The organism is Rhizobium sp. BK512, assembly GCF_014194915.1.
In the GTDB taxonomy this organism is placed as follows: domain Bacteria; phylum Pseudomonadota; class Alphaproteobacteria; order Rhizobiales; family Rhizobiaceae; genus Rhizobium.
On sequence record NZ_JACIAS010000003.1, the window covers coordinates 319,558 to 340,714 of the forward strand.

General features: G+C 60.1%; 17 protein-coding genes. 8 read left to right on the forward strand and 9 right to left on the reverse strand.

Annotation, left to right across the window (positions count from 1 at the left end; genetic code table 11):
* Positions 1-2: 2 nt before the first annotated feature.
* The gene (locus tag FHX06_RS12410) at positions 3-932 is read right to left on the reverse strand and encodes a DnaJ C-terminal domain-containing protein (protein ID WP_183879476.1); all 930 of its coding nucleotides are present in this window, start codon (positions 930-932) and stop codon (positions 3-5) included.
* A 256-nt stretch (positions 933-1,188) separates the two neighbouring features.
* Between FHX06_RS12410 and FHX06_RS12415 the strand changes: the two genes are divergently transcribed.
* Entirely contained in the window at positions 1,189-1,521 is a 333-nt protein-coding gene (locus tag FHX06_RS12415; protein WP_246715540.1) for a hypothetical protein, read from the forward strand.
* A gap of 197 nt (positions 1,522-1,718) precedes the next feature.
* Here FHX06_RS12415 and FHX06_RS12420 read toward each other — a convergent pair whose 3' ends face one another.
* The 6 genes from FHX06_RS12420 to FHX06_RS12445 form a co-directional block, all read right to left on the reverse strand.
* Positions 1,719-2,780 carry an ABC transporter ATP-binding protein gene (locus FHX06_RS12420; RefSeq protein ID WP_112545233.1) on the reverse strand — a complete coding sequence of 354 codons (1,062 nt, stop codon included), beginning with the start codon at positions 2,778-2,780 and terminating at the stop codon, positions 1,719-1,721.
* Positions 2,781-2,801: 21 nt separating this feature from the next.
* Positions 2,802-3,656 (reverse strand): sugar phosphate isomerase/epimerase family protein, encoded by an 855-nt coding sequence (locus tag FHX06_RS12425; RefSeq protein WP_113202781.1) that lies wholly within the window; start codon positions 3,654-3,656, stop codon positions 2,802-2,804.
* A gap of 31 nt (positions 3,657-3,687) precedes the next feature.
* Entirely contained in the window at positions 3,688-4,926 is a 1,239-nt protein-coding gene (locus tag FHX06_RS12430; RefSeq protein ID WP_113015593.1) for an ROK family transcriptional regulator, read from the reverse strand.
* 40 nt (positions 4,927-4,966) lie between these two features.
* Positions 4,967-5,809, reverse strand: a complete 843-nt coding sequence (locus FHX06_RS12435) for a carbohydrate ABC transporter permease (protein ID WP_018115330.1) — start codon at positions 5,807-5,809, stop codon at positions 4,967-4,969.
* The gene (locus FHX06_RS12440) at positions 5,806-6,735 is read right to left on the reverse strand and encodes a carbohydrate ABC transporter permease (RefSeq protein WP_113212106.1); all 930 of its coding nucleotides are present in this window, start codon (positions 6,733-6,735) and stop codon (positions 5,806-5,808) included. Before FHX06_RS12440 ends, FHX06_RS12435 begins: the two co-directional genes overlap by 4 nt.
* 68 nt (positions 6,736-6,803) lie before the next feature.
* Entirely contained in the window at positions 6,804-8,102 is a 1,299-nt protein-coding gene (locus FHX06_RS12445) for an extracellular solute-binding protein (RefSeq protein ID WP_113015592.1), read from the reverse strand.
* 277 nt (positions 8,103-8,379) lie between these two features.
* Between FHX06_RS12445 and FHX06_RS12450 the strand changes: the two genes are divergently transcribed.
* Positions 8,380-9,426, forward strand: a complete 1,047-nt coding sequence (locus FHX06_RS12450) for a Gfo/Idh/MocA family protein (RefSeq protein ID WP_183879478.1) — start codon at positions 8,380-8,382, stop codon at positions 9,424-9,426.
* A 16-nt stretch (positions 9,427-9,442) separates the two neighbouring features.
* Here FHX06_RS12450 and FHX06_RS12455 read toward each other — a convergent pair whose 3' ends face one another.
* Entirely contained in the window at positions 9,443-10,579 is a 1,137-nt protein-coding gene (locus tag FHX06_RS12455) for an ROK family transcriptional regulator (protein WP_018115326.1), read from the reverse strand.
* Positions 10,580-10,790: 211 nt separating this feature from the next.
* On the opposite strand from FHX06_RS12455, the gene FHX06_RS12460 reads away from it, so the two are divergent.
* Both FHX06_RS12460 and tkt read left to right on the forward strand, forming a co-directional pair.
* Entirely contained in the window at positions 10,791-13,817 is a 3,027-nt protein-coding gene (locus FHX06_RS12460; RefSeq protein ID WP_183879480.1) for an alpha-mannosidase, read from the forward strand.
* A 167-nt stretch (positions 13,818-13,984) separates the two neighbouring features.
* Positions 13,985-16,015: a transketolase gene (tkt, locus tag FHX06_RS12465; RefSeq protein WP_183879482.1), complete on the forward strand. Its 2,031-nt coding sequence runs from the start codon at positions 13,985-13,987 to the stop codon at positions 16,013-16,015.
* A 75-nt stretch (positions 16,016-16,090) separates the two neighbouring features.
* Here tkt and FHX06_RS12470 read toward each other — a convergent pair whose 3' ends face one another.
* Positions 16,091-16,474, reverse strand: a complete 384-nt coding sequence (locus tag FHX06_RS12470) for a nuclear transport factor 2 family protein (protein ID WP_183879484.1) — start codon at positions 16,472-16,474, stop codon at positions 16,091-16,093.
* 250 nt (positions 16,475-16,724) lie between these two features.
* Here FHX06_RS12470 and FHX06_RS12475 point away from each other — a divergent pair, with 250 nt between their 5' ends.
* From FHX06_RS12475 to FHX06_RS12490, 4 genes are all read left to right on the forward strand, one after another.
* On the forward strand, positions 16,725-18,062 hold the full coding sequence (locus FHX06_RS12475) for an epoxide hydrolase family protein (RefSeq protein ID WP_113212040.1): 1,338 nt from the start codon (positions 16,725-16,727) through the stop codon (positions 18,060-18,062).
* 233 nt (positions 18,063-18,295) lie between these two features.
* Positions 18,296-19,441, forward strand: a complete 1,146-nt coding sequence (locus FHX06_RS12480; protein WP_018115321.1) for an extracellular solute-binding protein — start codon at positions 18,296-18,298, stop codon at positions 19,439-19,441.
* Positions 19,441-20,331, forward strand: coding sequence for an ABC transporter permease (locus FHX06_RS12485; protein WP_113212039.1), 891 nt, complete (start codon positions 19,441-19,443; stop codon positions 20,329-20,331). The genes FHX06_RS12480 and FHX06_RS12485 overlap by 1 nt, the downstream gene beginning before the upstream one ends.
* Positions 20,328-21,149: an ABC transporter permease gene (locus tag FHX06_RS12490; protein WP_113212038.1), complete on the forward strand. Its 822-nt coding sequence runs from the start codon at positions 20,328-20,330 to the stop codon at positions 21,147-21,149. The genes FHX06_RS12485 and FHX06_RS12490 overlap by 4 nt, the downstream gene beginning before the upstream one ends.
* Positions 21,150-21,157 lie beyond the last annotated feature (8 nt).

Below are 21,157 nucleotides of genomic sequence, written 5' to 3' on the forward strand. Positions count from 1 at the left end.
GGTCAAGCCTCCATGTTCTTTCTCGGATCCTGTGTGTCGGCTGCCGCCCAGTCCTTTGCGAAGGCGGTCAGTTGTTCGTCTGGTTGCTCGGGCAGCACGATCTTCAGCGTAACATAGATGTCACCTGCGTCGCCGCCACGCCTGGCGACACCCTTGCCCTTGAGCCGGAGGACCTTGCCGCTGCTGGAATTGGCGGGCAGGGTCAGGTTGACCGGCCCTGAAGGCGTCGGCACGCGCACCTTTCCACCGAGTACCGCTTCTCTCAAGGTGACAGGCAGATCGAGGCGAATGTCGTCGCCGTCGCGGGTAAAGAAACGGTGCGGGCGAACACGGATATTGATCAGCGCATCGCCGGCAGGCCCACCGCCGAAACCGGGTTCGCCCTTGCCGCGAAGGCGCAGCGTCTGGCCGTCCCGCGTGCCGGGCGGGATCTTGACGTCGAGCGCCGGCCCTTCCGACAACCTCACCTGGCTCTGCGTGCCATTCACTGCATCGAGGAAATCTACCTCCATCGAGAAGCGCCGGTCCTGGCCCTGGGAGCGAAACTGGCCGCCGCCGGCGCTGCCGCCGCCAGAGCGACGGGAGAAGAAGTTTGAGAAGAGATCGTCGGCGTCTCCAAAATCGGCGAAGCCCGCGCCGTTGTGATAGGCGCTGCCCGGGCCGCTTGAGGAGGCATAGTCGCGATAATAACTGCGGGGCGCCTGTTCGGCTCCCGTGATGTCGATCTCGCCACGATCGAAGCGGCCTCGCTTGTCCTCGTCGCTCAGGATTTCATAGGCGGCAGAAATTTCCTTGAACTTCGCCTCGGCCTTCTTGTCGCCCGGGTTCAGGTCTGGGTGAAGCTTCTTGGCAAGCTTGCGGAATGCCCCCTGAATTTCCTTCTGGGTGGCCTCCCGTTTCACGCCGAGAAGCTCGTATGGATCTTGGCTCATACATGTCTCCGTGCAAGGGTAGCCAATACTGCGGATCGGAATCCGCCTTGATATAGGTTGCGGCTTGGCTGTCGGGGAGGGGATGCGCGGAGGCTTGAACGGTGACCCCTTCTATCTGAAGGCCTGTAAAGGGCTCGCTCCGCCCTCCGACCGCTTCGAAGTCGAACATTTTCTGACCGCCCTGCGCCGCCAGCCAGGTTGACAAATGCTCCCTTCAATGAGAACAAAAATAGAACATATGAAAAGGTACGCATTTATGATACGTTTCGCGCCGAAGACACTGCAGGACGCTGCCCCATCGATCAAGATTGCAAAGCCGAACGCCAGCCCACGATCCGAGATCGAGCTATCGGACACGTCCAGCGCTACTGCTGAGAAGGAAACCGACGGGATAGAAGCGCAGGCTGCCACCACGATACCGGGACCTGCCAAGCCCGCCGCAAAACTCCTTGAGTTATCAGCGGAGCTCCCTCCGAAGGGCAGAAAGACGGGTACCAGGAAGGGCAAGGAGGCGGCGAGCCCAAAGCAGCGGGAGATTCGTAGCGGGGGCAACGATCACAATGGTGGTGATCTGCTTCTCGATCTCTGACGAGAGCTTTTTAAGCACCGGACACAAGGCTTTTGTGTGCTTGTGATTCTTCCCGGATTCTCGAGGTCATGCCGCTTCCACGGCATGATCTGCATTCAGTTTCATTTTGCCCGTTGGCACCGCTCCGTGAAAAAGAACAAATTGCTGATTTCGGGGGGCGTCCGCTCGATCACGCCGTCCGCCCCCGTCAAATGCAATCAGTTCAACACCGGTTCGCCAACGGTGATGCGTTGCTCGCCGTCGTCGAACAGATGGACGGCATCGTGGAGCGGGGCGATCCGCAGGATATCGCCGGGGGCTGCTCTGATCCGCTCCCGGAACACACAGCTGATGGTCTGGGTGCCAAGACGGGCAATTACCAATGTTTCGGATCCCGTCGGCTCGACCACGGCAGTCGTCACCTCGATCCCGTTGGGATCGAGCGCGAGGTGCTCGGGGCGAATACCGTAGGTGACGGCGCCGGAAGGGCGCCGCTCGCTCGGCAGGATAAGCCCGTCTGTCGTCCGAAAACCTTCATTCGTCATGTTACCCCTGATGAAGTTCATGGCGGGTGAGCCGATGAAACCGGCGACGAAGAGGTTGCTCGGGCGGTCGTAGAGTTCGAGCGGCGAGCCGGACTGCTCGATCAGGCCGTCCTTCATCACGACAATCTTGTCCGCCATTGTCATCGCCTCGATCTGATCGTGTGTGACGTAGATCGTTGTTGTCTTCAGCCGCTGATGCAGTTCCTTGATCTCCGTGCGCATCTGGACGCGGAGCTTTGCATCGAGGTTCGACAGCGGCTCGTCGAACAGGAAGACGGCAGGGTCCCGAACGATCGCGCGGCCCATGGCAACACGTTGCCGCTGACCGCCCGACAGTTGCTTCGGATAGCGTTCCAGGAGGGCCTCAAGGCCGAGGATCTTGGCGGCATTGCCGACGCGCTGATCGATCTCCGTCTTCGCCATACGCTTCAGCCGCAGAGAGAACCCCATATTCTTGGCGACCGTCATATGCGGATAGAGGGCATAGTTCTGGAACACCATGGCGATGTCGCGATCCTTCGGCGCCAACTCGTTGACGATATGCTTGCCGATCTGGATCTGGCCCGAGCTGATGTCTTCCAGACCCGCGATCATCCTGAGAAGGGTGGATTTTCCGCAGCCCGAGGGGCCGACGAGAACGACGAACTCGCCGTCACGGATATCGACCGACACACCTTTGATGGCTTTGAAGGCACCGTAATCCTTGCGCGCATCGTTCACTCTAACATGAGCCATTTTTGTCCTCCCCAATCGCTCTCAGAGCTTGTCCAACACGTTTCTGAGGTAGGCGAGGCCGAGGCGTTCCCCCTCTTTTCGCGCTTCGAGATCCTTGCCCGGCCATCCGTAGGCGGCGTCCTCATGCTCGATCGAAAGCGTACCGTCGAAGCCGTTGCTCCGCGCCTGGCGCAGGAAACGCTGCCAGTCGAGAAGGCCCTTGCCCGGCAGCTTGTATTGCCACCAGCCCTTGCCGTGATAGCCGACGGCCTGCTGGGTGGCGGCATCGATTGCGGTATCCTTGGCATGGAGAATGGCAATGCGATCCTTGACCGCGTCCATCGCCGCATAGGGATCGACGCCGATGCGGATGAGGTGGGACGGGTCGAATTCAAGACCGAAGCGTCGGCTTGGTATGCGCTTGAAGAGCTCCTGCCAGCCCTTCGGCGTTGTCCCGACGAAATTATCCTTGGGGCCGGGCCAGTTTTCGATTGCGAAGACGAGACCGCTTGATGTCGTCTTGGCAATCAGTTCGTTGGCAAACGCGGCAAAATCATCGTAGTTGGCTTCGTCATCGGCACTATCGTCGCGTCCAGGAAAGATCACGAAGATCGGCACGCCCGCTTCGCCGATCGCCTGGGCAAATTCCTCCGTTCGGACGCGAAGCGCGCCGCGCTTGCCGCTGTCGGCATCGAGCTGGTTGCCGAAATAGGTAATCGAGGAGACGAAGAGGCCGTGGTCGCGAGCAAGTGCGACGGCAGCCTGCACCTTGTCCGGCGTCTTGATATGGCCACCGACATCGATCTCGATCGCGTCGAAACCTGCAGATGCCGCGAAATGCACCACTTCCTCGAGCGGCCGGTCGTTGAATGTCGACGTATAAAAGCCAATCCTCATCAAAATCCTCCCAGCGGCCCTGCCGGCCGTATTAATTGCTCAAACGATCCATGAATTTGAGGGGCGATCGGGTGCGTTGCACAGCATCGGCGGATGCCAGCATCAAGGCCGCTGCCATCGGCATTGCCGCCGCACCGAGGGCTGAAGCATCCTCGCCGATCGAGGCACGATGCAGCGTAGGCAGAGTGCTGTCTCCAGCCGTCAGATGTTCGTGAACGTACCGCAGCAACTCGTCGATCATGCGGATCGGCAGCCTGCCGCCAATGATGATGGCGTCGGGATCGACGATCATGCCGATATGCTTGACCGCCACGGCAAGGTGAGCGCTCATTTCCTTCAGCCACTTCGACACCAGAGCCTTGCCGCGCGCATCGAGCGTCAGGAGATCCTGAGGCACGCTTGCATGGACGCCGTGCTCGCCAAGAAACTTGTAGAGAAAAAACATCGTCACCACCTCGCCGAGAAGATCGACCTTCGGTGCGGTCTTGTCCCGGTCGTCGGCAATCGGCAGCCAGCCGATTTCGCCGCTCAGCGCCATGGCGCCGCGATGGCCGTTGCCGTCGAGAACGAGCCCTCCGCCAAGGCAGGCATTGATGGCGATATAAAAGAAGCTGCGGCTTTCCGCCCCGAGGCCATAGTCGAGCTCCGCAAGTGCGGCCGCATTGGTCTCATTTTCGATGAAAACCGGATGCTGCGTCAGGTTTTCGAGTGCTGTGCGTACATCGAATTCCATCCATTCCGAATAGTCTTCGGGCATGCCGAGGAAGGGGATCTCCCCGAGCCAGTCGGGCATGGCGAGCCCGATGCCGGCCAGGTGCGCATCGTCGATCAGCCGGCTTCGCTGGAAATGCGATATTGCATCGGCCGTCAGCTGCATGAATTCGGCAGGGCGCACATAGCGCTTTTCATGGTGAACGCGCGCGCGCACGTTGCCGACGGCATCGACGGCGACAATCGTCAGGTGATCGCGATCGATATTGATGCCGATTGCGAAAAACGCATCGGGGTTGATTTCGAGCTCGATTGCCGGCTGGCCTCTCAACCCATGGCGCCGGCGAGCCTCGATGATCAGGCCTTCGTCGAGCAGGCGATCGACGATCCGTGCGATCGCCGGCTTGGTAAACCCGGTCTGCCGCGCAATTTCGGCACGCGAAATCGGTGCCTGCCGATGGACGCAACGCAGCACGACGGCCCTGTTGTGCTCGCCCGCATCCTCGACATTGGCCCCCGTCAGATCGGGGGACAGTCTGGCGCCGGTCATCTGGTTCATGGTCGGGATCCTCTATCAGCCACGGACACGCAAACCGACCTTACCCTTTCACCGCGCCGCTGGTCATGGCGCCGAGGATCAGCCGCTGGAGCGACAGGAACGCCACGATCGCCGGTACGACGGAGATCAGGCAGGCGGCCGCAAGCAGCTGGATGGACGAGTCGGTCTGCATGCCACGGAAGTTAAAGATCCCGACGCCGATAGGCATCAGATTGTTTTGCGTCAGCAGAAGAAAAGGCACGAGGAACTGCGACCAGCCGGCAATGACGGTGATGATGAAGACGGAAGCAATGCCCGGCGCCGAAAGCGGCAGGACGATCCGCCAGAAGACCGAAAACCGATTGCACCCGTCGATCATCGCAGCTTCATCGAGGCTGCGCGGAATGCCGTCTATCGTGCTCTTCAGCAGCCACGTTGCGAGCGGTACACCGAGGGCAATATAGACCATCGTCACCGCAAAATGCGTATCGAGCAGGCCGAGACGGTTCATGTAGCGGTAGAGCGGCACCATGATGACAAGGGGCGAGATCATCTGGAACAACAAGAGCCCCATCATCGACAGGCCCTTGCCGCGGAACTGGAAGCGGGAGAACGCATAGGCCGCCGGCAGGGCGACGACCAGAACGCCGAAACCGCTGAGTGCTGCGAGCTTCAGGCCGTTCCAGAGATAGATCGGGAAGTAGCTGTTGTTGAGGACGGTCACGAAATTATCGATCGTCGGATTGTGCGGTATATAGCGTGCCACGCCGCGATAGATTTCGCGTTTGTCACGCACGGCCATCGACAGGAGATAGGAGAGTGGACCGGCGAAGAAGATGAACATCACCAGCATGAAGAGGTAGCTCAGGAAGTCGCCGAAGCGCGTGCCGGTACGCCTGCTCATTGCTCTTCCTCCTTCGGCAGGAACGATGCGTAAACGACGGCAAGCCCGAGGCTGATGATCAGCATCAGCACGGAAAGCACGCTGCCGCCGGAAAGGTCGTAATTGCGGAAGACGATGTTGAATACGTAAAGCGAGATCACCTCGGTCGCACGTCCCGGCCCGCCGCCCGTCAGCGTGATGATCGCATCGAACGTGTTGAGCGTCATGATCGTGATGAGGATCATGTTGACGAGCATGGCTGCACGCAGCTGGGGGAGGGTGATGAAGAAGAACTGTTGCGGGCCTGTTGCGCCGTCGACATCAGCCGCCTCATAGAGCGAAGGGTCGATCGATTTGAGGGCGGCGTACATGACGACCATCGAGAAGGCCGTGCCGCGCCAGATGTTCGAGATCAGCGCCGACCATGGCGCGATCGCCGGATCGGATAGCCATGCGACGGTCGGCAGGTGCATGAGCCGCAATATGCTGTTCAGCGCCCCATACGGAGCTTCCGAAAACAGCATCTGCCAGATGATGCCGCCGGCAATGCCCGGGACCACCCAGGCGACAAGCGCCGTGGTGCGCAGGATCGTCGTGCCGAACAGTCCGCGTTTTTCACCTCTGATGACGACGACGGCGACGGCGAGACCAAAGATCTGCTGTCCAATGACACTGCCGCCAACGAAGATAAGGGTCGCCCACATGATGTCGGGCAATTGCGGTGAGCTCAGCGCATTCGATATCGTGCCGAGCGTATAGACCGGATTGTCGCCGATCAGCGTCGCATTGGTGAAGGACAGACGAAAAACGTCGATCACGGGGTAGAGATAGAAGATGCCGATGACAATGATCACAGGCATGATCCAGGGCAACGGCGCCCCGGCAAAACGGCGCATGAACGATCTGCTGTGAGGCGGGCTGGCAGCCTCGATGGCAATGGGGCTCATTGGGCTTCTCTGTCCGGGTTTGACATGACCGGCGGCGCCCGTCACGGGCGCCGCCATGATCTCAATCGTCAGAGACGCTTGTAAGCCTCCATCGTCGCGTTGAACGCGCCGTCCAGCGCCTCTTCCGGCTTCTTGGTGCCGGACAGCACGTCGCCCATCATGATCTGGATCTGGTTGGAGATTTCCGGATAGATCGGGGCGCCCGGACGGGCCTGACCATCGACGAGAGCCCCGGCGAAGGTCTTGTTGGCTTCGGTCGCGAAGACATCATATTTGTCGAAGAGCGACTTGCGCGTCGGCAGCTGCTGCTGCAGCGCATTGGCCGGTCCCATATAGACTTCGCGGGCAAGGTTGGCACACATTTCCACCTTGTCCTTGTCCTTGCTGAAGGAGGCGATCGTCCATCCGCCGGTGCCTGTCGAACGTTGATCTGCGGTCGGGCCGGGGATCGGCGAGAAGGTCCAGTTCTTGAACTCCTCTTCGTCGAGCGTGACCTTCAGCTGGGCATACTGCCAGTTGCCACCGATGAAAAGCGCAGTGGTTCCGGCTGCTGCGGCGGCGTTGAGGTCGTCATAGTTGCCGATGGTCGTCACGCGTTTGGGCGCTGCACCGGAATCGACGAGGTCCTTGTAATAGGTCAGGGCCTTGAGGAATTTCTCCTTGTTTTCACCTTCACCGAAGATTGGCTTGCCGGAATCGTCGACGAGCTTGCCGCCAAGCGCCCAGTAGTTCGCCAGCCAATCGAAGGTGGAACCTTCATAGCGACCGGCATTGAAGAGTATGCCCTCCATGCCCTGTTCGACAGAGGAAAGCCCGGCCTTCTTCAGGTCGTCCCAGGTTTGCGGTGCATCGGCAATGATGGATTTATTGCGGTAGAGCACGCGAAGATCCGTGTCCCACCACCATGCACGGATCGTCTGGTCCTTGTCGGTAATGCCGTCGCGGATGAAGGGGAACAGGTCGGCGACTTCTTCCTTCGAGAAATAGGGGGTGAAGTCGGCAAGCACATGGTTGACCATGAACTGCGAGAGCACGAAGGAGTCAACTGCGGCGCAATCCGGAGCGTTGCCGGCTTTGGCCTGTTCCAGCATCTTGGCCTGTTCGGTGCCGATATCGGCCGACATGAACTGCATCTGCAGCTTCCAGTCGGGATGCTTCTTTATGAAGTCGACGAAAAGTTTCTGATAGCCTTCGGCGATTGCCGGATCGGCATTGTTGGGACTGTCGTTGGTGAGCCGGACGACAAGGGTTTTTGGTGCGTCGGCAGCGCCGATCCTGTCTTTTGTCGCAAGCTCCTGGGCAAATGCGGCAGGCACTGAAAATAACATTGTGCTCAGCGCTAATGCGCCGATGAACGCTCTCTTCATGATGGGTCTCCTCCCCATTTTAAACGGATACAGCCTGGTGGTCAGTTGACCTCTCCTCAATTCCATGCTGCATTAATTAGATTAAGTTACTTTGATTTGATGTCAAGCCGCAGCTTGGGAGGATTGAGATGCCGGCGACATTCAACACAAGTTAGCGCGCGCCAGCCGCATTTCCCGATCACAGAAAATCGAGCCATTTCGGGCATCCGCAATGGCGTGGTGAGGTCTTTGCCCCGGCTGCGTGAGGTGGCCGAACCTGACATCTATGGAGGATAAGATGCGCTTACTCATTCTCGGCACTGGCGGGATGGCCAACCAGCATGCTGCAAATTTCAAGGCGATCGACGGCGTCAGTGTGGTGGGAGGCGTCGACGTCGTTCCCGAACGGCTGGCGGCCTTCTGTTCGGAACACGGCATTCCCAACCATTTCAGTTCGCTGGAAGAAGCTCTTGCGTGGGGCGAGTTCGATGCCGTTGCCAACGTCACGCCTGACCGCATTCACCACTCGACGACACTTCAGGCGATCGCGGCCGGCAAACATGTCTTCTGCGAAAAGCCGTTGGCGACCGACGCCACCAAGGCGATGGAAATGACCGATGCCATCGAAAAGGCCGGCAAGGTCGGGATGGTCAACTTCACCTATCGCAATTCTCCCGCCCTGCAGAAAGGCCGGCAGATGGTCCTTGCCGGCGAGATCGGCGACGTGCGCCATGTCGAGGCATCGCACTTGCAGAGCTGGCTCGTCGGGCGCCATTGGGGCGATTGGAAAACAGAGAGCAAATGGCTGTGGCGGCTCAGCAAGAAGCACGGCTCGAACGGCGCGCTCGGGGATATCGGCATCCATATCGTCGATTTCGCGTCCTACGGGTCGGGATTGGACGTCGCCCATGTCTTTGCGCGGCTCAAGACCTTCAACAAGGCTCCGGGTCACAAGATCGGTGAATATGATCTCGATGCGAATGACAGCTTCACGATGAATGTCGACTTCACGACCGGGGCGATTGGCACCATCCAGGCGACGCGAACCGCTGCCGGCCAGATGGATCAGTTGCGTCTCCGGGTCTATGGCGAGACAGGCTCGGTCGAGATGATCTACGATACAGGAAAGTCGACGCTTCGCGCCTGCCTTGGTGAAGACGTTCACACCGCCACATGGCGCGATATTCCCTTCGACCCGGTCGAAACCAATTACCAGCGCTTCGTGCAGGCGGTGAGGGCGGGCAAGACGCAGGAGCCGTCGTTCCGCCGCGCAGCGAATATCCAGAAGGTGCTCGACAAGGCGCTTGCCTCGGATGCCAGTCACAGAGACGAGGCGCTTGGCTGAGCCGACTTGGGCCGGTTCACGCTGATACCGGCGGCAGCAGGGTGTTGAGGAAGGGCAGCAATGCCGCCCCTAGCGCCACGCCGCCGCCACTGAAGCTTGCCGGCTTCATCGGCGAAATCCATGGCGTCAGGAAGGGACGCTTGGATGTGTCGCGCCGTTCGACGGAGAGCTGGTGGATCAGCGCTTCGATGACGCTTCGCGGCAGGTCGCCGCCGATCATGATGACACCTGGCGCGATGAAGCCGGCCATGGCGATGATGGGATCAAGCAGGTGGCTTGCGGCATCGCGGATCCACTGCGTCAATTGAGGTGAAGACGGCTCCTCGCCCGCGACGAGCCGCCCGAACTCGTCCTCGCTGACCAGTGCGCGCAGGGCGCCGAAGCCGACCACGGCGTTCAGCCGGACATTGTCGGGGCCGGTCAGCATTTCGCCGATACTGCCCGCGCGTCCGTGAACACCGGAATAGGGGATACCGCGAACGAGGAAGCCGGCCTGGACATCTTCATCGATTATGATCATCGCCAGTCCGCCTTCGGGGGCGGGCGCGCCGATGGTGCGCTCGGCAAGCAGGCTTGCGGTGCACTCGTTTTCCACGTGGCTGGCCGGAAGCGTCGATGCTGCGTCGAGTTCATCGCTTTCCGCTGCCGTCCAGTCATTGGACCCGATCCCCAGGCCGATGATCGGCAAGCCGACATGCCGGCCGATCATGTTTTCCGTTACCGAAAGGATTGACGGGACGCGCGTTGCCGGGGTGAGGGGAAAATATTCGCGATCATGGACCTGGCCGCTGAGATCGATCAGCACCGCTTCGCCTCGGCTTTGGCGAACCCTGATACCGATCGAGAAGGCTCCATCCGGCCGCAGGGCAAATTCCGCCGCAGTGGCGCTGTTGCCCGCGCCGTTGCGGCGGTGCGACGTCACCAATCCTCCGTCACTCAGGCGGCGCAGGATATTGGTGATGCCCGGACCGGTAAGCCCGGAATGCTGGCCAAGTTCCGTCCGGGTCAACGGACCATGTCGGCGGATCGCTTCCAGGATGACGCGGATATTTCTGTCGGCGATTTCTCCCGACCGCAGACCGATTGTTTTACCCCGCGTAACGGCCGTTTCCTCTGCCTGACGTCGCCGCGGCCCGGATCGAAGATACCGCATGACCGTCTTCCCTAAGCACCTGAATGCTTGTGTATCACAGGCAAAACTCTAGCAACTTATTTCTTGTGCGCTTGACGTGAAAACAAAGTTACTTAATCTAAGAGCCGCCACGCGTTTCGGTTGGAGGAGACGGGACGCGGCGCCTGCGGCTCATTTGCGCGACCTGATTTTCTCCCCGCCCGTCAGTTGCTTTTTTCCAATAGGACCCGTCATGTCTCTCACTATCGCCCAACGTCTCGATCGTCTGAAAGTCCGTACAGCCGAACTTGCTCACTGGCGCGACCGACAAAGCGCTGTGATCGACGGCTGGACCTTCGACGGCGAGCCGATCGCCCATCATCAGGATTGGCCGCACCGCAACGGAACGGCTCATTTCGCGGCGTCCGCGGCCGCACCGCGCGATTGGCCAATCGAACAGGTTCGCGTGCAGCTCGATCTCGGTGGCGAAAGCTTGATTACATTGCACTATCCGGGCGGTGAGGCCGAGACATTCGGGCTCGACCCCTACCATCAGGAATTCCCGATCAAGGGCAGGGAGTTTTCAATTGCGACCGAAAGCGTTGCACGCTTTCCCTTCGGCGAGCCGAACCGGGCACCGAAGCTCAACAGGGCGCGGCTGATCTGGCTGGATGAACCGGTCCATAAATTGCACCTTCTGTTGCGGCAGCTCGGCGAAGCCGCCGATGTGCTGGAAACCCATGAGGTCTTGCCGCACCTCATCGAGGCGGCCGAACAGGTGCTGCGCAGCCTGGACTGGCCCTCGGATACGTCAGCCTATATTTCGCGCACATCCGGTGCGGTCATGCAGCAGAAGATCTGGGAACTGCCGGAACTGCAGGAAAACCCGGCCGGCCTGACGGAAACACAAAGTGCTTCGGCCGCAGCGGCCTACGATCAGCTGGTCGCGCGTCTGAAAGAGCTTCAGAAGCGGTTCCCGCCGAATGGCGAGCTGTTGCTGACTGGCCATGCCCATATCGACCTTGCCTGGCTCTGGCCCTATCGCGAGACGCGCCGGAAGATGCGCCGCACGTTCAATACCGCGCTCTCGCTGATGGAGCGGTCGGACGACTTCCGGTTCAACCAATCGACCGCTCATTATTATGCGCAGATGGAAGAGGACGATCCGGAGCTTCTCGAGCGTATCAAGAAGAAGGTCGCCGAGGGCAAATGGGAAACGGTCGGCGGAATGTGGGTCGAACCCGACACCAACATGCCGACCGGCGAAAGTCTTGCGCGGCAGGTGCTTTACGGGCAGCGCTATTTCGAAAAACATTTCGGCCTGCGCCACACTGTCTGCTGGCTGCCTGACTGTTTCGGCTTTTCGGGCGCCTTGCCGCAGATCCTGAAGCTCGGCGGAATCGACAGCTTCTTCACCATCAAGGTGAACTGGAGCGAGACCAATCATATTCCATCCGATCTTTTCTGGTGGAAGGGCCTCGATGGAAGCAAGGTTCTGACCCACACATTCGACAATCCCATGCATGGCTATAATGGTTTCGTGCAGCCGGATTGCTTCGTGCCGACCTGGAAGAATTTCCGCGGCAAGACGCAGCACGACACGTCGCTCCTGGCAGTCGGCTATGGCGATGGCGGCGGCGGCGTGACACCTGAAATGGTCGAGCGCGAAGTGCAACTGCGCGACTTTCCGGCGATCCCGAGTGCGCGCTGGGGCACGGTGAAGGGCTTTTACGAAAAGGCCCACCGTACTGCGGAGGAAAAAGAGCTTCCGGTATGGGACGGGGAAATCTACCTTGAACTGCACCGTGCGACGCTGACCTCGCAAAGCGGCGTCAAGCGCAAGCACCGGCAGGCCGAGCGGGCGCTCATTACGGCGGAGACGATCGCTTCACTTGCGCATCTGCTGGGTGCCGGTAAGCCGGAAAGCCTGGAAGCGGACTGGCGCGTCGTCCTCAAGAACGAGTTTCATGACATCCTGCCGGGATCGAGCATTCGCGAGGTCTATATAGATGCCGAGCAGGAGCTTGACGGCGTGATCGTCAATGCCGGGGCAGATCAGGCCAAGGCTTTGAAGGCGCTGTCGTCCCAGCTTCCGGCAGGCGGACTGACGGACGCGGTCATTGCCGTTAATCCGTCGCTCGCGCCGCGACCCCTGACCGCCAGGCTTTCGGATGGAACGGTCTTGTCATCTGCCGATATTGTCGCTCCGCTTTCCGTCGCAGTCTTCGATCGCAGGGCATTGAAGCCGGCCGGCATGCTGAAGGCCGATGCGCACAGCCTCGAGAACGAACATCTGTCTGTCGTCATCGGCAAGGAGGGCGCCGTTTCGAGCCTCGTCCACAAGGCAACGGGCAGGGAGGCGGTCGAAGGCGGCGCCAATCAGCTCTGGGTCTATCCGGCCGATAAGCCACGCAACTGGGACGCATGGGATGTCGATGCCGACTATGCGGAAAAGGCCGTCCGCCTCGACAAGCCCGAAAGCATCACACTTGTCGAACAGGGGCCGCATCGCGCGGCGATCCGTGTCGTCCATCGATACCGGAACTCGACGGTCACCCAGCTTTACGCGCTGACCGCGAATGGCCGCAGGCTCGATATCGAAACGACGATCGACTGGCACGACCGGCGCACTCTGCTGAGAACACTGAACCCTGTCGCCGTGCGGTCCCGCACTGCCACTTTCGAATGCGCCTTCGGTATCGTCGAGCGCCAGACGCATACGAACACTTCCTGGGAACAGGCGATGTTCGAAGCTGCCGCGCACCGTTTCGTCGATCTCAGCGAGCCGGGCTTCGGTGTCGCGCTGCTGAACAATGCCAAATACGGGCATAGCGCACGCGGCAATGTCATCGGCATGAGCCTCGTGCGCTCGCCGATTTATCCCGATCCGCTCGCCGACGAAGGCGAGCAGAGCTTTACCTATGCGCTGATGCCGCATGAGGGCGCCTGGCATGAAGGCGGGGTCCTGCAGGAGGCAATCGATCTCAACCAGCCGCTCGTTACCGGCGAGTCAACCGGGCTCTCGGCAGGCACGTTGTCGCCGCTCGGCGTCGAGGGCATACCGGTCGCCTTTTCGGGACTGAAGTCGGCGGAGGATGGAGAGGGCCTTATCCTGCGGCTTTACGAGCCGGCAGGCCGCCGCGGGCAACTTTCGCTTGCCCTGCCCTCCGGATGGCAGTCTTCGGGACCTCTGAACATCCTCGAAGAGCCGATCGAACGTGCAGGCCCTGCCGACATCATGCCGTTTGAAATCCGGACCTGGCGGCTGCAACAAAGCTGATCGCGATCGCGGCGCCTGTCCGGGGAGGATGCGGAAAAGAGGCCGCGGCGGCTAGATAACGATCGGATGATGATGTTCTTGGTCGGATTTCAACATGTCGCAGTGGCCCAGTTCGTATCGGGCACTATCTTCGGGTCTGTCCTTTCACCAGACCCGAGGAAACGATCATGACGGAATCCGTAAAATCCGTACCGGCGCCCCGCGATCAGCACCTTCGCGACATGGCCGATTGCATCCGGTTCCTCTCGATGGATGCCGTCGAGAAGGCCAAGAGCGGGCACCCCGGCATGCCGATGGGCATGGCGGACATCGCCGTCGTGCTCTTTTCCGAATTCCTGAAATTCGATGCCGAGGACCCCTACTGGTTCGATCGGGACCGTTTCCTGATCTCCAACGGGCACGGTTCGATGCTGCTTTACAGCCTGCTCTACCTGACCGGTTACCAGGATATGACGATCGATCAGATCAAGAATTTTCGTCAAATCGACAGCAGGACGGCAGGTCATCCCGAATATCGTCATGCGACGGGCATCGAGACGACCACCGGGCCGCTCGGCCAAGGCATTGCCAATTCGGTCGGTTTTGCACTTGCCGAGCGCATCATGAACGCCAGGTTTGGCGACGATCTTTCGAGCCACTACACCTATGTGTTCCTGGGTGACGGATGCCTGATGGAAGGCATCAGCCAGGAGGCCATATCGCTTGCCGGCCACTTGAAGCTCGGCAAGCTGATCGCATTCTGGGACAACAATTCGATCTCGATCGACGGGGCGACAAGTCTGGCGGAATCCGACGATCAGCCGGCGCGTTTCCGTGCATCGAACTGGCATGTGCAGGAGATCGACGGACACGATACGGACGCCATCCGCAATGCGATCGTCGAAGCGCAGCGGGTCACCGATCGGCCCTCATTGATTGCCTGCAAGACCATTATCGGTTTCGGCTTTCCGACGCGCGCAGGTACGCAGAAGGCTCATAGCGACGCGCCGGGCGAAGAGGAGATCGCCGGCGCCCGCAAGATTCTGGGCTGGACCGCGCCTCCCTTCGAGATCCCGTCCGGCCTGATGGAAGACTGGAGGAAGATCGGCGCCAAGGGACGCAACGCCCGGATGGCTTGGGCGGTCCGGGTCCAGACGGCGAAGGCGGATGTTCGCGCTGACTTTGAGCGCCGCATGAAAGGCGAGCTGCCTTCAGACTGGACCAGCGCAATAGAAGCAGCAAAACAGGAGCTTCTGTCTGCCGACAAGGATTTGGCGACCAGACAGGCGAGCGGGATTGTTCTCAACCACCTTGCCGAAGCCCTGCCCGAGCTTCTCGGCGGATCGGCGGACCTCACACCGTCGAACAATACGAAAGCCAAATCCATGGTCGAAATTGCGCCGGGCCAGTATAATGGATCCTATATCCATTATGGCGTGCGCGAACATGGAATGGCCGCGGCCATCAACGGGATTGCCCTTCATGGCGGGCTGATCCCTTACGGCGGCACCTTCCTGACCTTTTCCGACTACGCTCGTCCGTCCATCCGGCTGGCGGCAATGATGGCGGTGCGTTCGATCTTCGTGATGACGCATGATTCGATCGGTCTCGGCGAAGATGGACCGACGCATCAGCCCGTCGAACATCTGACGGCGCTGCGCGCCATTCCGGGCCTTGCCGTGTTCCGTCCGGGCGACCCGATCGAGACGGCGGAATGCTGGCAGGCCATTCTCGATGCCCCGCGGCAGGCAGCCCTGATTGCTCTATCCCGCCAGCCCATGCCGCTTCTGAGGAGGCAGCCAGGCCCACTCAACCTGTCGGCAAAGGGCGGATATGTTCTGCTCGAGGCTGAAGGTGGCGCGCGCGAACTGACCATCATGTCGACGGGATCGGAATTGCACCTTGCTGTCGAAGCAAGGGCGAGCCTTCAGGCGGAAGGCGTTCCGACCGCGGTCGTGTCCATGCCGTGCCGGCTGCTGTTTGAGGCGCAGGCACCGGACTACAAGCGTGAGGTTCTCGGAGACGGGACCGCGCGCGTCGCGGTGGAGGCCGCCGTCCAGGATAGCTGGGACCGATATATCGGGCTCGATGGCCGGTTCGTCGGCATGCACAGCTTCGGCGCGTCCGGCAAGATCGACGATGTCTACAGGAAATTCGACATCACCACCGACGCAGTTGTGAAAGCCGCGCGGGGAACGCTGGGGCTTCGCCGTCGGTGAGTTGTTGGCGATTGCGGACGATTTGTGATCCCAATTGCTCTCTGCGCATGCGCTTCTGCATTATCAGGGATAAGACTATTTCGTCATCCGCTCTGTAAGATGTACTCGCGACGGCGATGGTTCGAAATCATCTGCGAAATATTGCGTTTCATGGGCCACCAGCCCGTCGCGAAATTCCATGATGCTGACGACGTATGAGGGTACATCGTCATAGGTGAGTGTAAATTCGGTGACCCAAAGATCGCCGTTACCGACAATTCGTCGGACGGTGAACCGCTTCTTGTTTGGCTGAACAAACCGGCTTTGTTGAATATTGTGCCGACCGCGAATCCGCTCTCCTGATTGCGGATAATCCAGCAAGGCGTCGTCGTGATAGATCTCGTGTTCGGCATCGAAATCGCTCGCGTCCGAAGCCCGCCAATGGCGCTCCAATCTTTCCTGCACCGTTTGATCTTTCAATGGGATCTCCAACCTTCGTTTGCCGCCCTCATCCTCAGGGCGCCGAAATGGTGAGTTCGATCGCTGATCGTTCGAAGGATACGCTTGCCGAGAGCTGCCGGCAATTTGCTGATTGTGCGTATCAGCGCGGGGCCGGTACACGCTGATACATTTCAGCCGATTTTCGAAATATCTAGGACACGTGGATCCCTGAAATCACTCTCCGTTAACAGGCGCCGCGAATGTGGCAGCAATTGAAGGAGAGTGTTTCATGACCAAGGCCGACAATGTTTCAATTCGGCGTAGTGTTTCCGATCGAGCGATCGCCATGGCGTTTGGCTCTCTGTTGCTCGTTCCGGTGATCTATGCACTTCCGGTCGATGCCGCCGATCTTGCGTCGAGTGTTGCCACAACAGCGGTGAGCGCGGACGAAAGTGTCCGCCCGTTTCAGGTCCACGTGCCGCAGTCGCAGCTTGACGACCTGCGCAGGCGCATCGCCGACACCCGATGGCCGGACAAGGAGACGGTCGGCGACGACTCCCAGGGTATTCAACTGTCACGCGTTCAGGATCTTGTTCGCTATTGGGGTACAGAGTACGACTGGCGCAAGACCGAGGCGCAACTCAATGCATTGCCGGAATTCGTCACCACGATCGACGGTGTCGACATCCAGTTCATCCATGTTCGTTCGCGCCATCCTAACGCTCTCCCGATCATTCTGACTCATGGCTGGCCGGGGTCGATATTTGAATTCATCAAGACCATAGGCCCTCTCACGGACCCGACCGCATATGGCGGCCGGCCGGAAGATGCGTTCGACGTCGTCATCCCATCGATACCGGGCTACGGATTTTCCGGAAAGCCGACCGATCAGGGCTGGGGCCCGGACCGGGTTGCCCGCGCCTGGGATGTCCTGATGAAACGGCTCGGTTATGACCACTATGTCTCTCAGGGTGGCGATCATGGTTCGGTGATCTCCGATGCGTTGGCGCGTCAGGCGCCGAAGGGTCTGCTGGCAATCCATCTCAATATGCCCGCGACGGTGCCGGGCGACCTCATGAAGGCTATCAACAGCGGGGACCCGGCTCCTGCGAGCCTGTCGTCGCCGGAGCGGGACGCCTATAATTCCCTGAGCACCTTCTTCGGACGAAACGCTGCCTATGGCGCGATAATGGTGACCCGGCCGCAGACGATCGGCTATTCGCTTTCCGACTCGCCGGCTGGCCTGGCGTCCTGGATCTACGAGAAGTTTGCCCAGTGGAGCGACAGCGGCGGCGTTCCTGAACGCGTATTCTCCAAGGACGAAATGCTTGATGACATCACGCTCTATTGGCTGACGAACTCCGGCGCATCGTCTTCGCGGTTCTACTGGGAAAACAACAACAACAACTTCAGTGCCGAAACGCAGAAGACGAAGGACATCAAGGTCCCGGTCGGCATCACGGTCTTCCCGAAGGAGATCTATCAAGCGCCGGAAAGCTGGGCCAAGCAGGCTTATCCCTCGCTGACCTACTATCATCAGGTCGAGAAAGGCGGGCATTTTGCGGCCTGGGAGCAGCCGCAGCTCTTCGCCGAAGAAGTAAGAGCCGCTTTCAAGTCCGTACGCTGACAATATCGAAAGGGTGGCCCTCATGCGAGGGCCACCCCAGCCGAACAGGTGACCTGAAAATTTCACGCCCTCTTCGCCCAGATGCCGTCATCAGTGGCTTTGGCAAAAATCGGAAAGCAGCTTAGCACACGTGTGCATTTTGTTTCCTCCTGTCATTCCGGTGTTACGCGCCGGGGCTAGCAAGTCTCAGAACTCATCAGGGGCGCGGCCTCGACAGTGAAGGGAGACAGGGTATGAATAGACGCGAATTTCTGATCACATCGTCGGCGGCTGCGAGCCTTCTCGCCCTTCCGCGCTTTGCCTCGGCCGCCGTAGGCACGATCGACCTCTACAGCGGGTCGGATTCCAATATCATCGACCTGTGGAACAACATCATCCGTCCGGCTTTCGAAAAGGCGCATCCGGAAGTCGCGCTGAAGGTTACCGATGCCGGCGACAACAACGGCCTTCGCGCCATCGGCGACCGCGCTCTCGCTGCGCTTAAGACCAAAACCGATCCGCAGGCCGACCTCTTCGAATCCTTCGATCCGCGCCTTCCGGCCGGCGGTATCGATGCCGGTCTCTGGGTAAAGTTCTCCGCTGAGAATGTGCCCGGCTTCGACCGCGTCAATCCGCTCGCTATCGACACGCCCTACTCATTGCCCTATCGCGGCTCGCAGGTTCTGCTCGCCTATGACAAGACCAAGCTCGACCCGAAGGATGCGCCGAAGACCTGGGAGCAGCTGACGGCCTGGATCAAGGCCAATCCCGGCCAGTTCATCTACAACCGTCCGGACAAGGGCGGTTCGGGCGGCAATTTCGTTCGCCGCGCCATTCATGAAGCAAACGGCCGCGACCCGAAGAAATTCAAGATCGACAACTTCACTGCCGATTTTGCCGAGCAGTCGCTGACGCCGGCCTGGAAGATCCTCAACGATCTCGCGCCGTCGCTCTATCAGAAGGGCGCCTATACCGCCGGCAACACACAGTCGATCCAACTGCTCTCCCAGGGCGTCGTGACCATGGCTCCGGTCTGGTCCGATCAGGTCTTGCAGGCGATCTCGCAGGGTGTCCTGCCCGAGACGACCGGCCTTGTGCAACTTTCCGACCTCGCGCTTTGCGGCGGTTTTTCGGCTATGACGATCTTCACCAACGGTGCCAACAAGGATGCCGCCCTCAAGCTTGCCGCCTTCATGCTGACGAGCGAGATGCAGGAAGCCATCATCACCGAAATCGGTGGTTTCCCGGGCGTTTCCTGGGATCACATTTCCGAAGATCTGCGCAAGAAATATGCCGACGTCATCCCGGCAACCATCCCGACCTTCCCGGGCGGCGATTGGGAAAAGGCGATCAACGATGGCTGGTACCGTACCGTCGCTCCCGGTATCAGCCGCACCTGATGACGGTCGATACGGCGCAGCCTGCGGTCATAGACCGTGCTCAGCCTCTCAGCAGGGGGAGCCTTTACGGGCTCCTCCTCGTCGGCATGCCGGTCTTTCTGGTCGGCTGGCTGATCATCTTTCCGATCTTTTCGGCGGTCGCCACGACCATTTTAGTGCGTCAACCTGACGGAACGACTGCGTTTTCGCTCGCCTCCTACCATTTCTTCTTCAGCGACGCCTACAGCCTGAACAATCTCTGGCTGACGCTCTGGACGACCTTTGTCTGCGGCCTGCTCCTGCTTGCGATCGGCCTTCCGATTGCGCTTTATCTGCGCTTTTCCGGCAGTCGCCTTGCCGGCTATGTGCAGGGTCTCGCGATCTTTCCGATGTTCGTTCCTTCGATCATTCTCTCCTATGCGCTGATCCGCACGATCGGACCGAACGGCACGGTCGACATCCTGCTCAATGCCGTCGGCTTGCCAAAGCTGCCGAGCCCCTATCTGACGCCCTGGGGGCCGGTCATCGGGCTTGTCTGGGACAATCTGCCTTTGACCGTGCTGATGCTGACGGCCGGGCTCACGTCCGTTTCCAACAGTTCCATCGAGGCGGCTCGCGATGTCGGCGCGACGCCTCCAAGGGTCTTCCTCTCGATCATCCTGCCGCGCATGGGCAACTCGCTGCTGGTGACCGCTTCCTTTGCCGTTCTCGGCATATTCTCGGCTTTCACCTTGCCCTACGTGCTCGGCCCCGCCTCGCCAGAGATGATGGGACCCTTCATGCAGCGCACCTTCGCGGATATGAATGACCCGCTGAACGCGCTGACACAGGCGGTCATCAGCTTCGGCTTCTGCCTTCTCTTCGGCATCTTCTATGTCTGGTCGATCGCCCGCAACCGCGAGGGCCGATGATGCCTCAGTCGCCAGCTCTGAAACTCGACTGGACGGGGCTGCTGCTGGCATTGCTGCTGACGCTTTTCATCGCGTTGCCGCTGCTGGTCGTCGCGACCTGGGCTTTCACCGAGATCTGGCGCTACCCTTCCGTCATTCCCCAGCAGTTCGGCCTGCGTTTCTGGTCGCAGACGCTCGCTCGCAAGGATGTCTGGGATGCGCTATTCCTCAGCTTGCGGCTGACGGCGACGGTAACGCTGCTCTCTGCGATCATCTGTCTTCCGGCGGCCTATGCCTTTGCTCGGATGCGCTTTCCCGGCCGCAACATCCTGTTTCTCTCGTTTCTTGCCTCCCATGCCTTTCCGAAATTCGGTCTGCTGGTGGCGATCGCCGGCATCTTCCTGCAACTCGGTCTGATCAGTACCTTCTGGGGTGTGGTGTTGATCCAGCTCGTCGGCACGCTGATGCTGATGATCTGGATCCCGGTCGCGGCTTTCCAGAATGTCGACCGGCGCATGGAGGAGGCCGCGCGTGACGCGGGCGCCACGCCGCTTCGCGTCTTCTGGTCGATCACGCTGCCGCAGGCCGCTCCGACCATATCTGCGGCCCTGCTCCTGACCTTCGTCGGCACCTTTTACGAGACGGAAGGCGCCTGGCTGATCGGTGCGCCGGAGATCCGCACCATGCCGGTGCTGATGATCAGCTTCATCAACAACCAGATCGTCGTGCAATACGGTGCGGTCCTCTCCGTGATGCTTTGGGTGCCGTCCTTTGCGGCATTGATGTTTGCGCGGCGCGTCATCGGGACCGGCGCCTTTGCGCGGGGCTTCGGCGCCTGAGCGCCGGC

Bases quoted from the DNA above. Each gene is read 5' to 3' on its own strand.
- FHX06_RS12410 (WP_183879476.1), bottom strand. From the start codon at position 932: ATGAGCCAAGATCCATACGAGCTTCTCGGCGTGAAACGGGAGGCCACC.
- FHX06_RS12415 (WP_246715540.1), top strand. From the start codon at position 1,189: ATGATACGTTTCGCGCCGAAGACACTGCAGGACGCTGCCCCATCGATC.
- FHX06_RS12420 (WP_112545233.1), bottom strand. From the start codon at position 2,780: ATGGCTCATGTTAGAGTGAACGATGCGCGCAAGGATTACGGTGCCTTC.
- FHX06_RS12425 (WP_113202781.1), bottom strand. From the start codon at position 3,656: ATGAGGATTGGCTTTTATACGTCGACATTCAACGACCGGCCGCTCGAG.
- FHX06_RS12430 (WP_113015593.1), bottom strand. From the start codon at position 4,926: ATGAACCAGATGACCGGCGCCAGACTGTCCCCCGATCTGACGGGGGCC.
- FHX06_RS12435 (WP_018115330.1), bottom strand. From the start codon at position 5,809: ATGAGCAGGCGTACCGGCACGCGCTTCGGCGACTTCCTGAGCTACCTC.
- FHX06_RS12440 (WP_113212106.1), bottom strand. From the start codon at position 6,735: ATGAGCCCCATTGCCATCGAGGCTGCCAGCCCGCCTCACAGCAGATCG.
- FHX06_RS12445 (WP_113015592.1), bottom strand. From the start codon at position 8,102: ATGAAGAGAGCGTTCATCGGCGCATTAGCGCTGAGCACAATGTTATTT.
- FHX06_RS12450 (WP_183879478.1), top strand. From the start codon at position 8,380: ATGCGCTTACTCATTCTCGGCACTGGCGGGATGGCCAACCAGCATGCT.
- FHX06_RS12455 (WP_018115326.1), bottom strand. From the start codon at position 10,579: ATGCGGTATCTTCGATCCGGGCCGCGGCGACGTCAGGCAGAGGAAACG.
- FHX06_RS12460 (WP_183879480.1), top strand. From the start codon at position 10,791: ATGTCTCTCACTATCGCCCAACGTCTCGATCGTCTGAAAGTCCGTACA.
- tkt (WP_183879482.1), top strand. From the start codon at position 13,985: ATGACGGAATCCGTAAAATCCGTACCGGCGCCCCGCGATCAGCACCTT.
- FHX06_RS12475 (WP_113212040.1), top strand. From the start codon at position 16,725: ATGACCAAGGCCGACAATGTTTCAATTCGGCGTAGTGTTTCCGATCGA.
- FHX06_RS12480 (WP_018115321.1), top strand. From the start codon at position 18,296: ATGAATAGACGCGAATTTCTGATCACATCGTCGGCGGCTGCGAGCCTT.
- FHX06_RS12485 (WP_113212039.1), top strand. From the start codon at position 19,441: ATGACGGTCGATACGGCGCAGCCTGCGGTCATAGACCGTGCTCAGCCT.
- FHX06_RS12490 (WP_113212038.1), top strand. From the start codon at position 20,328: ATGATGCCTCAGTCGCCAGCTCTGAAACTCGACTGGACGGGGCTGCTG.